11 protein-coding genes and 1 pseudogene are annotated in these 14,611 nt (G+C 69.1%); 10 read left to right on the top strand and 2 right to left on the bottom strand.

Annotation, left to right across the window (positions count from 1 at the left end; all coding sequences use genetic code 11):
- Positions 1–119 precede the first annotated feature (119 nt).
- Positions 120–1,691 (top strand): RNA polymerase sigma factor, encoded by a 1,572-nt coding sequence (locus V7E46_RS01085; protein WP_333766614.1) that lies wholly within the window; start codon positions 120–122, stop codon positions 1,689–1,691.
- 114 nt (positions 1,692–1,805) lie between these two features.
- The gene (locus V7E46_RS01080) at positions 1,806–2,675 is read left to right on the top strand and encodes a S1 family serine peptidase (protein WP_333766613.1); all 870 of its coding nucleotides are present in this window, start codon (positions 1,806–1,808) and stop codon (positions 2,673–2,675) included.
- Positions 2,676–2,751: 76 nt separating this feature from the next.
- Here V7E46_RS01080 and V7E46_RS01075 read toward each other — a convergent pair whose 3' ends face one another.
- On the bottom strand, positions 2,752–2,982 hold the full coding sequence (locus tag V7E46_RS01075; protein ID WP_329173970.1) for a DUF7455 domain-containing protein: 231 nt from the start codon (positions 2,980–2,982) through the stop codon (positions 2,752–2,754).
- Between the two features lie 425 nt (positions 2,983–3,407).
- On the opposite strand from V7E46_RS01075, the gene V7E46_RS01070 reads away from it, so the two are divergent.
- Positions 3,408–5,528, top strand: a complete 2,121-nt coding sequence (locus V7E46_RS01070; RefSeq protein ID WP_333766612.1) for a DNA gyrase/topoisomerase IV subunit B — start codon at positions 3,408–3,410, stop codon at positions 5,526–5,528.
- 93 nt (positions 5,529–5,621) lie between these two features.
- On the opposite strand, the gene V7E46_RS01065 is transcribed toward V7E46_RS01070, so the two are convergent.
- Entirely contained in the window at positions 5,622–5,747 is a 126-nt protein-coding gene (locus tag V7E46_RS01065; RefSeq protein ID WP_333766611.1) for a hypothetical protein, read from the bottom strand.
- Between the two features lie 222 nt (positions 5,748–5,969).
- Between V7E46_RS01065 and V7E46_RS01060 the strand changes: the two genes are divergently transcribed.
- The 7 genes and pseudogenes from V7E46_RS01060 to V7E46_RS01030 all read left to right on the top strand — a co-directional run bounded on the left by V7E46_RS01060 (position 5,970) and on the right by V7E46_RS01030 (position 14,578).
- Positions 5,970–6,317: a WXG100 family type VII secretion target gene (locus V7E46_RS01060; RefSeq protein ID WP_333766610.1), complete on the top strand. Its 348-nt coding sequence runs from the start codon at positions 5,970–5,972 to the stop codon at positions 6,315–6,317.
- A gap of 28 nt (positions 6,318–6,345) precedes the next feature.
- On the top strand, positions 6,346–6,645 hold the full coding sequence (locus V7E46_RS01055) for a WXG100 family type VII secretion target (protein ID WP_333766609.1): 300 nt from the start codon (positions 6,346–6,348) through the stop codon (positions 6,643–6,645).
- The gene (locus tag V7E46_RS01050) at positions 6,642–8,111 is read left to right on the top strand and encodes a hypothetical protein (RefSeq protein ID WP_333766608.1); all 1,470 of its coding nucleotides are present in this window, start codon (positions 6,642–6,644) and stop codon (positions 8,109–8,111) included. Before V7E46_RS01055 ends, V7E46_RS01050 begins: the two co-directional genes overlap by 4 nt.
- 9 nt (positions 8,112–8,120) lie before the next feature.
- Positions 8,121–8,555 (top strand): hypothetical protein, encoded by a 435-nt coding sequence (locus V7E46_RS01045; RefSeq protein WP_333766607.1) that lies wholly within the window; start codon positions 8,121–8,123, stop codon positions 8,553–8,555.
- 262 nt (positions 8,556–8,817) lie between these two features.
- Positions 8,818–9,871 (top strand): annotated as a pseudogene (locus tag V7E46_RS01040) (IS3 family transposase).
- A 1,261-nt stretch (positions 9,872–11,132) separates the two neighbouring features.
- Positions 11,133–12,398: a hypothetical protein gene (locus V7E46_RS01035; protein WP_333766606.1), complete on the top strand. Its 1,266-nt coding sequence runs from the start codon at positions 11,133–11,135 to the stop codon at positions 12,396–12,398.
- 17 nt (positions 12,399–12,415) lie between these two features.
- Positions 12,416–14,578, top strand: a complete 2,163-nt coding sequence (locus tag V7E46_RS01030) for a tetratricopeptide repeat protein (protein ID WP_333766605.1) — start codon at positions 12,416–12,418, stop codon at positions 14,576–14,578.
- Positions 14,579–14,611 lie beyond the last annotated feature (33 nt).

Below are 14,611 nucleotides of genomic sequence, written 5' to 3'. Positions count from 1 at the left end.
GCGAGGCAGTGCGATGACTTAAGAGGTGGCGACCGTACGAGGAATATTCAGCATTGAGCTTGACGCTGAGTCGCTGTGCGGTTCCACCGAGTCGTTCCCATCGTTCCGAGAGGTTGTTCGTGTCGGCCAGCACATCCCGTACGCTCCCGTCCGAGATCGCCGAGTCCGAGTCTCTGATGGCGCTCATCGAGCAGGGTAAGGCCCAGGGGCAGATCGCAGGCGACGATGTGCGTCGGGCGTTCGAAGCGGACCAGATTCCGGCAACCCAGTGGAAGAACGTTCTGCGCAGCCTCAACCAGGTCCTCGACGAGGAGGGTGTGACGCTGATGGTGAGTGCCGCTGAGGCGCCCAAGCGCACCCGTAAGAGCGTCGCAGCCAAGAGCCCGGCGAAGCGTACTGCCACCAAGACGGTCGCCACCAAGGCGGCCCCTGCCAAGAAGACCGTTGCGCCCAGGGCCACCGCTTCCGAGGCGGCAGCCGAGGCCGAGACCACGGTGGAGCCATCGGTGGAGGCGGAGAACCCAGCAGCCAGGAAGTCGCCCGCGAAGAAGACCGCCGCCAAGAAGACTGCCGCCAAGAAGGCCCCCGCGAAGAAGGCGGCGGCCAAGAAGACCGCCGGTTCCGGGGGCGAGGACGAGGCGGTCGAGGCGGAGGAGTCGCTCGAGGACGTCGCTCCCGGCAAGGCCGGCGAGGAAGAGACCGAGAAGACGGAGTCCGAGAGCTTCGTGCTCTCCGACGACGACGAGGACGACGCGCCCGCGCAGCAGGTCGCGGTCGCCGGGGCCACCGCCGACCCGGTCAAGGACTACCTCAAGCAGATCGGCAAGGTCCCGCTGCTCAATGCCGAGCAGGAGGTGGAGCTGGCCAAGCGTATCGAGGCGGGCCTCTTCGCCGAGGACAAGCTGGCGGCTGCCGACAAGCTCGCTCCCAAGCTCAAGCGCGAGCTGGAGATCATCGCCGAGGACGGGCGCTGGGCCAAGAACCACCTGCTGGAGGCCAACCTCCGGCTCGTCGTCTCGCTGGCCAAGCGCTACACCGGCCGCGGCATGCTCTTCCTGGACCTGATCCAGGAAGGCAACCTGGGCCTGATCCGTGCGGTCGAGAAATTCGACTACACGAAGGGTTTCAAGTTCTCCACGTACGCCACGTGGTGGATCCGCCAGGCGATCACCCGCGCGATGGCCGACCAGGCCCGCACCATCCGTATCCCGGTGCACATGGTCGAGGTCATCAACAAGCTGGCCAGGGTGCAGCGCCAGATGCTCCAGGACCTGGGCCGCGAGCCCACCCCGGAGGAGCTGGCCAAGGAACTCGACATGACCCCGGAGAAGGTCATCGAGGTCCAGAAGTACGGCCGTGAGCCGATCTCGCTGCACACCCCGCTCGGCGAGGACGGCGACAGCGAGTTCGGTGACCTGATCGAGGACTCCGAGGCGGTCGTGCCCGCGGACGCGGTGAGCTTCACGCTTCTGCAGGAGCAGCTGCACTCGGTGCTCGACACCCTGTCCGAGCGCGAGGCGGGCGTCGTCTCCATGCGCTTCGGCCTGACCGACGGGCAGCCCAAGACGCTGGACGAGATCGGCAAGGTGTACGGCGTCACGCGGGAGCGGATCCGGCAGATCGAGTCCAAGACGATGTCCAAGCTGCGTCACCCGTCGCGCTCGCAGGTGCTGCGCGACTACCTCGACTGACGTTCCCCGATCGGCCGCCCCGCCCGGGCGGGGCGGCCGATCCTTGCGGATGCGGCCTCCGACCCTGTGAATCACTCTGGGTGTCCAGAGTGATTCACAGGGTCAGGAGGCCGTATGCATGTCCCCATCCCCGCCCGCTCGCACCGTCGTGCCGTGGGCGGCCGCCGTGCACTGATAGCCGCGGCGGCCCTGCTGCCGGCGCTTGCCGTCTCCCTGGCGGCGCCCGCGGCCCCGGCCGCCGCCAACGGAGTCGTGGTCGGCGGTGCGCCCACCACGACGGACAGCGAGCCGTGGGTCGTGGCGCTCTCCAGCCGCCAGCGTTTCGGCGCCGGCCGATCGGGGCAGTTCTGCGGCGGTGTGGCGGTCGGGCCGCGTACGGTCGTCACCGCGGCACATTGCTTCGGCCAGGAGGCGCTGGGCGTCACCGACTGGCGCAAACTGCCGGATCTGCGGGTCATCGCCGGGCGTACGGACCTCAGCGGGTCGGCCGGTGAGGAAGTACCGCTGTCCGACGTGTGGGTCAATCCCGATTTCGACGCCGCCACCAACGCCGGCGACGTCGCCGTGATCACGCTGTCACAGGCACTGCCGGAGGGCTCCGTCATCCCGATGGCCGGACCAGAGGACACCGCCCCCTATACGGCGGGGACCCAGGCGCAGGTCTACGGGTGGGGCGATACGACGGGGCAGGGCGCGTATCCGCAGTCGCTGCGGACGGCCACGGTCGACGTCCTGGCCGACTCGGTGTGCGAGAAGGCCTATCCGGGCACCGGCGACGGTACGTATCTGCGTGCATCCATGGTGTGCGCGGGGATGTCCGAAGGCGGCAAGGACGCCTGCCAGGGTGACAGCGGCGGGCCGCTGGTCGCGGACGGCCGGCTGATCGGTCTGGTCTCCTGGGGGACGGGCTGCGCCGAGTCGGCCTATCCCGGGGTGTACACGCGCGTCTCCGCGGTGTCTGGGCTGGTGGCCCGGCACATGTGACGGAAGGCCTGCGGGCGGACACCCCCTGATGGGGTCCGTCCGCCCGCAGGTCCGAGCTGGTCGCTGGTGCGACGTGTCAGCGCTCGTCGTCTCCCGCCGGCGCAGGGGGGTCGGTGAGCCGTCCGGTCTCGTCCTGTATTTCCGCAGCGATCTTCTTGAGTTCAGGCTCGAACTTGCGGCCGTGGTGTGCGCAGAAGAGCAGTTCACCGCCACTGATGAGCACGACACGCAGGTAGGCCTGAGCGCCGCAACGGTCGCAGCGGTCTGCCGCCGTCAGCGGACTCGCGGGGGTCAGAACAGTAGTCACGTCGCCTCTTCTCTAGCTCGACGAGCTGTCGTACCAGGGTCAACATCCAACCAGGCCGAAAACGTTCCCGCTGACGACTTTTCCTCGAAAACGGGCCTCGGGGTGACTGGGTGTTACCGATTGGCGGCGAATAGGAGTTCTTGCGGTGGATGTTGCTTTTGGTGCTTTTGTCGTACTTGCCCAACCTTGGCCCCGACCGGCTTGCCGGGGTGTTGCTGAGGACGTGCCCGGAGCCTAAATGGTTCATGCCTCTTTGGGAACGTGACATGTGTATCACTCGCGCGGGTGATCGAACGTTTGCTCGAAAACGACTAGGATGGGCGCTCGGGTACCGGGTCGCGGCGTGGCCGCACCCCCCGACCTCGGTACCCTCTCACCGATACGGCTGAAGACCTTCAGGCCATCCTGATCGAGGAGTTGTCCGCGTGACCGCCGAAACATCCGTGCCGTCCACCGCGCTGCTGACGGGCGCAGATCGCGACGGCTCCAATTACACCGCGCGGCACCTCCTCGTTCTCGAAGGGCTCGAGGCGGTTCGCAAGCGGCCCGGCATGTACATCGGCTCCACCGACAGCCGCGGTCTGATGCACTGCGTCTGGGAGATCATCGACAATTCCGTGGACGAGGCGCTGGGCGGCCACTGCGACCACATCGAGGTGATCCTCCGCGAGGACGCCTCCATCGAGGTCCGGGACAACGGCCGCGGGATCCCGGTGGACATCGAGCCCAAGACCGGCCTGTCCGGCGTCGAGGTCGTCATGACCAAGCTGCACGCCGGCGGCAAATTCGGCGGCGGCTCCTATGCGGCCTCCGGCGGCCTGCACGGCGTCGGCGCGTCGGTGGTCAACGCCCTGTCGGCCCGCCTGGACGTCGAGGTGGACAGGAGCGGGCACACCCACGCCATCAGCTTCCGCCGCGGGGTGCCCGGCTCGTTCAGCGGAGCGGGCCCCGACGCGCCCTTCGAGCCCGCCAGCGGCGTCACGAAGGCCAAGAAGGTCCCGCGCACCCGCACCGGTACCCGGGTGCGGTATTGGGCCGACCGGCAGATCTTCCTCAAGGACGCGAAGCTCTCGCTGGACACGCTGCACCAGCGGGCCCGGCAGACGGCGTTCCTGGTGCCGGGCCTGACCATCGTGGTGCGCGACGAGCGCGGCATCGAGTCGGACAAGCCCGTGGAGGACACCTTCCACTTCGACGGCGGCATCAGCGAATTCTGCGAGTTCCTGGCCCCCGACAAGCCGATCTGCGACGTTGTGCGGCTCACCGGCAGCGGCACGTTCAAGGAGACCGTGCCGGTCCTGGACGACCGCGGCCATATGACACCGACCGAGGTCACCCGGGAGCTGGGCGTCGACATCGCGCTGCGCTGGGGCACCGGGTACGACACCACCACCAGGTCCTTCGTCAACATCATCGCCACGCCCAAGGGCGGTACCCATGTGACGGGCTTCGAGCGCTCCGTCACCAGGACGGTGAACGAAGCGCTGCGCTCGACGAAGCTGCTGCGGGTCGCCGAGGACGACATCGTCAAGGACGACGCCATGGAGGGGCTGACGGCCGTCGTCACCGTACGGCTGGCCGAGCCGCAGTTCGAGGGGCAGACCAAGGAGGTGCTGGGCACCTCGGCCGCCAACCGGATCGTGTCGACCGTGGTGGCCAAGGAGCTGAAGGAGTTCCTGACCTCCACCAAGCGGGACGCCAAGGCCCAGTCCCGCGCGGTGCTGGAGAAGGCCGTCGCCGCCGCAAGGACGCGGATCGCGGCCCGGCAGCACAAGGAGGCGCAGCGCAGGAAGACGGCGCTGGAGACCTCCTCGCTGCCGGCCAAGCTCGCCGACTGCCGCAGCGACGACGTCGACCGCAGCGAACTGTTCATCGTGGAGGGCGACTCGGCACTCGGCACCGCCAAACTGGCGCGCAATTCCGAGTTCCAGGCGCTGCTGCCGATCCGCGGCAAGATCCTCAACACCCAGAAGTCGTCAATCTCCGACATGCTCAAGAACGCCGAGTGCGGCGCGATCATCCAGGTCATAGGAGCCGGCTCCGGGCGGACCTTCGACATCGACCAGGCGCGCTACGGCAAGGTGATCTTCCTGGCCGACGCCGACGTCGACGGCGCCCATATCCGCTGCCTGCTGCTCACCCTGTTCCAGCGCTACATGCGCCCGATGGTGGAGGAGGGCCGGGTCTTCTCCGCGGTCCCCCCGCTGCACCGGATCGAGCTGGTCCAGCCCAAGAAGGGCCAGGACAAATACGTCTACACCTACTCCGACAGCGAACTGCGCCAGACCCTGCTCGACCTCCAGCGCCGCAACGTCCGCTACAAGGACGGCATCCAGCGCTACAAGGGCCTCGGCGAGATGGACGCCAACCAGCTGGCCGAAACGACGATGGACCCCCGCCACCGCACCCTCCGCCGCATCAACATCAGCGACATCGAGGCCGCCGAGCAGGCCTTCGACCTCCTGATGGGCAACGAGGTCGCGCCGCGCAAGGAGTTCATCACCAACTCGGCCACGACGCTCGACCGCTCGAAAATCGACGTCTGACCTGCGGCTTTGCCGCCGGGTGTACTCAGGGACCCCCTTGCGGTCCGCATACAGTCCGCAAGAGAACTGACGTGACGTCAGTTCTGGGGCTGTTTACGCCGCCGCGCGGGCCTCGGCGTCGCCCTCGTCGGGGCGGTCCGCGTAGGCCTTGTCGACGGCGGCCCGGGTCCGTTCTTGTGTGCCGTTCTGGTCGGAGCCGCTGTCTGTGAGCTGCTGCAAGGCCAGCCAGAGGCGTGCAGGACGGCTACGGCTCGGGGTGTGGTTGGCCGAGACCCAAGAGGACGATCACCCATCCCGGGTCAGGCCTTGACCAGAGGTTCGAACTCCGCCTCTCAGGCGCCTCACCACACAGCTTTGGCACATCCTTTACCAGGCACCTCAACGCACGCGGGGTGAAGATGCCAGGATCGAAACGAAGGACGGCCAGGGGAGGAGCGTGCCATGGCGGAGCCGATGCTGAGGCTCACGGCGGACGATCTGACAAGCCTTGCGAATGACATGAGCGAGGCCGAGGGGCTGCTGAAGGCGCTGGAGCGTCGGCTGAGCGCGCTGGCCGACACTGCGGAGGCCTGCTGGATGAGCGATGCCGCGTCGGAGTACCACGACATCCACCGGCGTGTGACTGGTGACACCAGGACGGTGCGGCGGACGTTGGCCTTCGTTCGGGAGGCGGTCGAACTGAGCCGCGACGGGTTCAGTGCGCAGGATCTGGAAACGCTGGACGACTTCCGCAAACTGCACGTGGACCCACCGGTGTCACCGCCGCGCAGCAAGGTGGCAGATCTCTGAGGGTTCCGCCTCGGGGAGGGGGTACGCGATGACCTCGCGTCTGAAAGTGGAACTGGCCGCCTTGGCCGAGCTAGTCGGCGAACTGTCCGGCCAGGCGCACGACCTGGAGGACCTGCTGACCCAGCTGGACGCGGGGATGAAGCGCTTCGAGGCATCCTGGCAGGGTGAGGCGCGCAACCGGTTCGGCTCGGTCTTCGCGCAGTGGCGGCAGGCGTCGACCGACCTGAACAAAGCCCTGAGCGACATGCACCACGTCACGAACACCGCGCACGGCAACTACCACAGCGCCGAGACGGCGAACCTGCGGATCTGGAGCGGCGGCAGGTGAGCTGGGGCGAGCCGACCGGCCCGATAGACGTCACGCCCGCGGACCTGAACGCGGCGGCGACGACCTTCGCCGACGGGCAGACTCGTCTCGACGGCATCGCCGGCACACTGACCTCGGTGCTGCAGAACGCCGCAGGCATGGCCGGCGACGACACGTACGGCAAGCAGTTCGCGAAGGGCTACGATCCGGCGGCCAAGGCGCTGTTCGGAACGTTGTCCGCGGCGGTCCGGGCCGTCGGGCAGTGCGCGAACGGGCTGGTGCAGACGGCGAACAACTACCTCAAGGCCGACCACCATTCGAACCCGAGAGCGGGCAAGGGGGCACCGCAGCTTTTCGGCTGGCCTGACGTCGTAGACGACATCACCTACCCCGACCCGCCTACCGCGATCGGCGGTGGCAGCAACCACTGGCCCCCGCCGCTTCACAAGTACTGGGTCAACGGCCACCAGGACAAGCTGCGCAACGCCGCGACGGCCTTTCGTACCGCCGCGACGGACATCAACAACCTGGGCGCGAGCCTGCACTTACAGGTGCAGGCGATCACCGACGTCAACACCAGCGGGGCGGTCACCGCCATGGCAGCCTTCTGGGGGAGGATCTGGCAGGACGGCGATCCGGGCGGGTCGGCGCCGCTGTCCACCGCGTATCTGGCCTGCACCAAGCTCGCCTCGGTGTGTGAGCAGTTCGCCCACGCCATCGACGAGGCGCACAGCGAGCTCGAGCACAAGATGTCCGAGGCCGGCATCACCATGGGCATTACCACCGCGCTGGGCGTTCTGGGCAGCGTTTTCACCTTCGGCGGTTCCGACGCGGGGGCTGCGGCGCTGGACGCGGGGGAGGCCGCCGCGCTGTTTGCCTCTGTCGACGGCATCATGGATGCCGTCGTGGCGGACTGCGCCGCCGAGGGCGTGGCCGAGTTGGAGACCGTACTGGCCTCTGCCGCCGAGAACGTGCCCGAGGTCGAAGCGGTGGACGCCGAGACCGCTGAGGTCACCCAGGCGTTGGACCGAGAGATGGCCGAGGCGGAGGCACGCGGCGGCGGCTCGGGAGGAAAGGGAGGCGACGGGGGCGGCGGCGGACGCACCCCACCCGTGGATGAGCCGCCGGAGGAGGAGCCCTCGGGAGGCAGGAAAGCCCAACAGCGCGGGCGCAAGTACGAGGAGGAGCTCGTACAGAAACTCGGCGGTAGAGACGAATTCAGCGAGGGCGGCAGGCAGTTCGACGGCGCCTACGACGAGGACGGCGCCGAGGTCTGGTACGAGGCGAAATCTGGCGAATACTGGGAGTTGGCCCAGCGGAACGCGAAAGTCATGGAAAAATTCAGATCGAACCTGGGCGACGCTCGAAGAATCGCCATGGCCAGCGGCAAGAATTTCTGCCTCATCTCTGAGAACCCGATTCCCCAGGACATCGTGGAGTGGCTTACCAAAAAGGGCTTCTCCTGGAAAATCGTACCCATGGGCTAGGAGCGCACATTGTCCCGGACTGCCGACATCGACCTCACCTTCGAGTACCCCGCGACCGTCGCCGGCGTGCTCAGTGTCCTGGCGGGACACGGGTGGGGACCCGTGGAACCTCTCGGGGTGTCCTACATGCTCGAAGGAGACGACGACTGGGACTGGACGTCAGTGGAGCCGGAGCAGGCCGCGGACGTCGTGGCGATGCTGGACTCGGATGAGGTGCGGGAGCAGGCCGTCGCCATCGCCCTCTACCATCCGCAGGCGGCCACTGGCGGACACCTGCTCCTCCGCCGGGACCGTACGACGGCAGGGTTCAGCCCAGTAGTCGACCGCCGGAAGGTCCCGGGCGTACCGGAGATGACGGACATGGTGTGGTATGTGCAGAACCTCGTCTACCCCCTGCTCGAAGGGGGGCTCCTGGGCTACGAACTCCGCGACATGGCTGACTGACGGCGCGAGAACCGCGACCTCGGACCGATCTGACCGATGGTTTTGTCGTGGGAATCGGTGATGATTCCGTCCAGGCCGTGGACCCGTGCGGTAAGGCCGTTGGCGGTTCGTACGGCTTTGCGGAGTGCAACCGCGTGAGCAGGTGGGAGCCTAGTCGGCTGATGGCCTTGGCCGTAGAGGGCAGGGTCAGGGCGGATCTGCCGCATGATCGGGTGACGTCTGAACTGGTCTGCCCTGTGGGGTGGGTGGGAGGGATGTCGCTGTGCCCAAGCCTTATCCGGAAGAGTTTCGCGAGGATGTGTGCGGTCGCGGGGAATCGCGGCTCTGGCGTGACGGTCGGGCAAGTGGTTGCCGACCGCGTCGGCGGGTCAAGTTGCCGGAGCAGGAGAACGAGGTCCTTTGCCGGGCTGCGGCCTGTCTGCCGCAGGCGAACCTGCCGGGAAAAGGATCTGCCTGCTCGTGAAAGAGCTGGCCGCCGGCGGGGTTCCCGTCACGGTCACGTGCCGGGTGCTGAAGCCCGCCAGACAGCCCTGCTACCGGTGGCTCGACAAGCCGGTGACCGATGCTGCGGTCGAGCAGGCGTATCGCGCGGACGCACTGTTCGACGCCCGCCGCGAAGATCCGGGGTTCGGCCACCGCTTCCGGGCCGACGAAGCCCGGGCCGCGGGAGCCCGCATGGCGGACCGGACTGCGTGGCGGATCTGCCGGGACGACCGCTGGTGGAGCGTGTTCGGCAAGAAGCGCGGCAGTGCCAAGAAGGCCGGACCGCCAGTTCACGACGACCTCGTCCGCCGCGACTTCACCGCGGACGGACCGAACCGGCTCTGGCTCACAGGCATCACCGAACATCCCACAGCGGGAGGGAGGCTTTATCTCTGCGCGGTCAAGGACGTCTTCAGCAAGCGGACCGTGGGCTACTCCATCGATTCGCGGATGAAATCCTGCCTGGCCGTCGCAGCCCTGGACAACGCGGTGGCCCGACGAGAAAACGTCGCCGGCTGCGTTCTGCACAGCGATCGCGGATCGCGATTCCGGGCCCAGGAATTCGTTCGGGCGCTCAACCGGCACGATATGACCGGCTCGACAGGAAGGGTCGGGGCGGCAGGCGACAACGCGGCTATGGAGTCGTTCTTCCGCCTGCTGCAGAAGAACGTCCTCGACCGGCGGCAACGGACCACCCGCCAGGAGCTGCGGATCGCGATCGTGACCTGGATCGAGCGGACCTGCACCGACGCCGCAGGCAAGCCTCGCTCGGTCGGCTGACTCCCGTCGAATACGAGACCGTCATGACTACACCGGCCTTCCAGGCCGCGTGACCGAACCGGTCACCTAAACCTGCACCGGACCCTCGTGCTGGACCACCAGGTCCGCGAGCTCCAACAAATAGGCGGACATGCTTTCTTCACCTGCGATCCCGAGTAGGAGACGTCTGACGTCGTAATCCGCCGGCCGGCGCTGGGGGCGTGCATGGAGGCTTCACCTCGTCGCGCGCCCACGCGGTCGTGGTGGAGCCGTGCGCGGTGGTCGGCCCGGATCCGCACGCGTGACTGATCCGCCGGGGCGGGAACGCGCTGTTCCGGCTGGAGCGCCGGCCCTGATCGTACGGATCGCGCGCTCGGAGGAGTACTTCAGGGTCCGCGTGGCCGGAGGTGCGGGCTGGCGGCCGAAGGGTTCTCGGCTGCCCGGGTCGTGGAGGACATCCAGCAGGCATTGGCCGTGTCCGGCCATCCGGTGGCGTACCGGTCTCTGATCAAGAATGGCGACAGGGAGGGGACCTACGGGGAGCTGGGCGGATTCTCCGCGGCCTGCACAGGCTGCGCGTACCGGAGGAACCGGCCCTACCGGAGTTCGACGTCCTGGGCCGCTCGGCACTGCGGATCGAGAACGCCACCGGCATCTCCGACGCGGACCTGACCTTCCTCCGCAAACGTCTGGCGGAGCTGAGGTCGGCACTGCCGCAGCAGCGGTTCACGTCGCCTCGCGAACCGGTCCACGGGCGACGCTCGCACCAGCGATCTCATGGTCGATCGGCGCGGGGCGGTCCGGCTGATCGGCATCGGGACTTTCTGCTGGGACCACGCGGAGTGGGATCTCATGGCCGCGGCCCACGAGTACGACCGGCTCGGCTGGGTGTCGGAGCGGCCGTACGCGGCGCTCCGCACTGCGTACGGCCGCGATCCGCGTTCGACACCCTGTGCGCGATTTAGGACCAACTCGGAAGTGGGCTTGCTGACGGCCGTGCGTCGTGTTCTGCGGGCGTTCTGGGCTTGTGCCAGGGGTGGTCGCAACCGGCGACAGGGCACTTGCCCGCGGGTTACCAATGAAGGCGACACATCCCGGAAGGAGGTGGACGGAATGAAGAAGATCAAGATCCGCAAGGCGGGTTCGGTGCGCCTGACGACCTCGGCTTCGCTCTACGGCGGTCCCCCCTGCGACGTGGCCTGACTGTGACAAACCTCGGCGATGGGCCAGCCGACACCGCGCCCATCGCCGAGGCCCGCCCCGCCCCGCGTCCCGTCCAGCCGCGCTTCGTCGTCCCGCCGTGCTCCGTTCCGAACACCAGCCCCCGGGGGAGCCATGCCCGAACAATCGCCCGCCTCCGCCGACGCTGCTCCCGCCGGGAAGACCGCGGTACAGGCCCACGACGAACCGCTCGCCTTCCATCCGCTGACCTTCCAGCCCGAAGGCGGCGAAGTGACGGTCGGCCGGATGGACGAGGGCACCTTCGTCGTACTGCCCGCCGACGGCGCCGCGCTGCTCCGGCGGTTGGTCGAAGGCACGCCGCCGCGGCAGGCGGCCCGCTGGTACGAGCAGGAGTACGGAGACCCCGTCGACATCGACGACTTCGCCGCCGAGCTGACGGAACTCGGCTTCCTGCGGGCGGACGGCATCCCCGAGCCGTTGCCCGCGCGCCCCCTGCGATGGCGGCAGCTGGGCCGCGCGGTCTTCTCGCCCGTCGGTGCTGTGCTCTACACGGCGCTGCTGGCGGCGTGCGTCCTGGTGGTCGTGCACGTTCCCGACGCGGCACCGCGCTACCACAACGTCTTCTTCACCCACTACATGTCGGTGCTCACGCTGACGCTGTTCGTCGGCCAGCTCCCGCTGATCCTGCTGCACGAGTCCGCGCACGCCCTGGCCGGACGGCGGCTCGGCGTGCCCTCGCGGCTGTCCATCGGACGACGGCTGTACTACGTGGTGTTCGAGACCAACCTCGACGGGCTCGCGGGGGTGCCGCGACGCAGCCGCTATTTGCCGATGCTCGCGGGCATGCTCACCGACGTCGGCTGCTTCGCGGTCCTCACCCTGCTCGCCGCCGCCACCCACCGTGCGGGCGGCGGCTTCCCGCCGGCTGGTGCCGTACTTCTCGCGCTGGCCTACGCCACGCTGCTGCGGCTGGTCTGGCAGGGATACTTCTTCCTCCAGACGGACATTTACTACCTGGTCGTCACTGTGCTGGGCTGCGTCGACCTCCAGACGACCGCGCGCCAGCTACTGGCCAACCGGTGGTGCGCGGTACTGCGGCGCCCGGCCCCTTACGACCCGGAGCAGTGGCATCCCCGGGACCACGCCGTGGCCCGCTGGTACTCCTGGCTCATGGTCGTCGGCTACGCGTTCTGCCTGGCCACGCTGCTCCTCACGCTACTGCCCATCCTCGTCCACGTCTTCGGCACCGCGGTCGCCCGGCTGGCCGGCAACGGCCACCAGGGCGGCGCCGGTCTCGCCGACAGCCTGCTGTTCCTTGTGCTGAGCCTGGGCGAGACGGCCGTCGCCGTCACGATGTACGTCCGCGGGCGGCGGGGAACCGCCCCGACCGCCGAGACTGCCGCGCCCGCTTCCGCCTGACCGCTACGGGAGAACCCATGCCTGACCCGACGCACCAGTCGGCCCCCGCCCACCTCTTCCTGGCCGGAGCACTGCGGCGCGACCGGCGCGAGCGCCTCGGGACGCTGCTGCTGCCCGGCCCCGCCCATCCCGCGGTGCGGGTGATCGACGCGAACCGGCGGTCGGGCGGCCCGTACACGGTGGCCGGCGCGCTGATGCGCGCCCTGGTGCCGGCGGCGCTGATCGAGCGCCCGGATCTGGTCGCCACGCACCAGGTGGAGATCCTCACCGCCGCCGCCGACCTGAGCGGCATCGTTCCCGCCACCCAGGAGACGCTGACCTCGCTGGCGGTGCCGACCGAGCGAACCCGGTTCTACGCGCGGCAGCGGACGCTGCGCATCGCGCACGGTCTCAAGGAGTTCCTGCACGACCTGCTGTCCGCCCCGGGGCACGGACCCTGCGCCGTGGTCGTCGACGACCTCGACCACGCCGACCGCACCGACGCGGAGTTCATCGCGGTCCTGCTGCGCCGGATGGACCCGGCGGTGCTGACCGTGGTGGCCGGGGGCACCACCGGCCTGCTCGAACCGGCCGCGGAGGTGCCCGCCGAACCCGGAACCCCCCTGGGCGAGCAACTGCCCACTGCTCTCCGGCGGTACTGCCGCCGGGTGGACTGCGCCCCTGCCCAGTCCCCGGCCCGGTCGCCCGGCGAACCGCGCGCGCTCGCGGCGCTGTACGTGGCCGGCGACTGCCGGGACGACGACCCGGCGATGCTCGCGGCGTACCGTGACCTGGCACCGGACGAGCGGCAGCGCCTGCACGACGCGCGCGCCGATGAACTGGAGGCGGCCGAAGACCCCGTTACGGCCCTCGGCGCCCTGCCGTTCCACCGCGAGCACGGCTCGGATCCGCTCGGCGCGGGCCTGGCGGCGATGGAGCAGGCGATGACCACCTGCGTGCTGCACGGCTTCTACGACGCGGTGCTGGACTTCTGCCGGCGGGGCAGGGCGCTGACCGACTGGGAAAGCACCGCGCGCCGACGCTGGACGTTCTCCACGCTGCTCCCCACCACCCTGTCCGCACTCGGCCGGGCTGAGGAGGCCGAGGCGATCTGCGACGAGGCCCGCGTCCACATGCGCGACCCTCGCGTCCACATGCAGGTCGCCTACGCCACCGCCATGCTGTACACCCGCCACCGCGCGCCCGACCGCCGGGACCACGAGCGGGCGACGGCGTGGATCAACACCGCCATCGCCATCTCCGGTCTCCTGCCCGACGCCCGCAGCCGGGCCTTCAGCACCGTCTTCCACCACAACGGGCTGGCGCTGATCGAGGCTCACCGGGGGCGCCCTTCGGAGGCGCTGGAACTCGTCACCCAGGGCATGGCCGCACTCGACCGCGAACTCGGCGAGGGCGAGCACAGTCTGCACCGCTCGGTGCTGCGCCACAACCGCGCCACCGTGCTGACGGGGATGGGACGCTACGAGGAGGCGCTCGCCGAATTCCGTGCGGTGATCGACGCGGACCCGTATTACCCCGAGTACCACCTCGACCTGGGCAACCTCCTCCAGCGGATGGGCCGTCACGAGGAGGCCGCCGCCGCCTACGACACCGTGACCCGGCTCGGTCCGCCCTTCCCCGAGCTGTACTACAACCGCGGCGACCTGCGGAACGGGCAGGGCGACGAGGAGGGCGCGCTCGCCGATTTCAGCTACGTGCTGGAACTCGACCCCGGGTTCGTGGACGCCTACGTCAACCGCGCGGGCCTGCTCCTGGACCGCGGTGAGACCGAAGCAGCCGAGCACGACATCCGCGTGGGGCTGGAGTTGGCGCCGGACAGCCCGCTGCTGCTCGCCGCGCTGGGTCGGCTGCACGCCGACCGCGCGGAGGCGGAGAGCGCCCGGGCGGCCTACGATCGGGCGCTCTCCGCCGCCCCCGACCTGGTCGCCGCGCTGTGCGGCCGGGCTGGGCTCGCCTTCGACGCCGGGGAACCCGACGCCGCCCTTGACGACTTCGGCCGCGCGGTCGAGGCGGCGCCCCACGACCCCGCCATCCGCTACAACCGCGCGTTCGTGCTGCGCAGCGTCGGCCGCTGGGACGAGGCGCTGGCCGACCTCGAAGCGGCGGCGGCCGGCACCCCCGACGATCCGGAGGTGCAGGAGGCGCTGGAGGAGTGCAGGCAGCGGCGCGCCGCCGCATGAGCGGGGTGAGGAGAAGGCCGCGGGGCTCGTCCT

It is taken from the genome of Streptomyces sp. IBSBF 2435 (assembly GCF_036815005.1).
Classification (GTDB): Bacteria; Actinomycetota; Actinomycetes; order Streptomycetales; family Streptomycetaceae; genus Actinacidiphila.
Note: the sequence above shows the minus strand (reverse complement) of the source record. Positions and strands in the feature narration are given on the sequence as shown.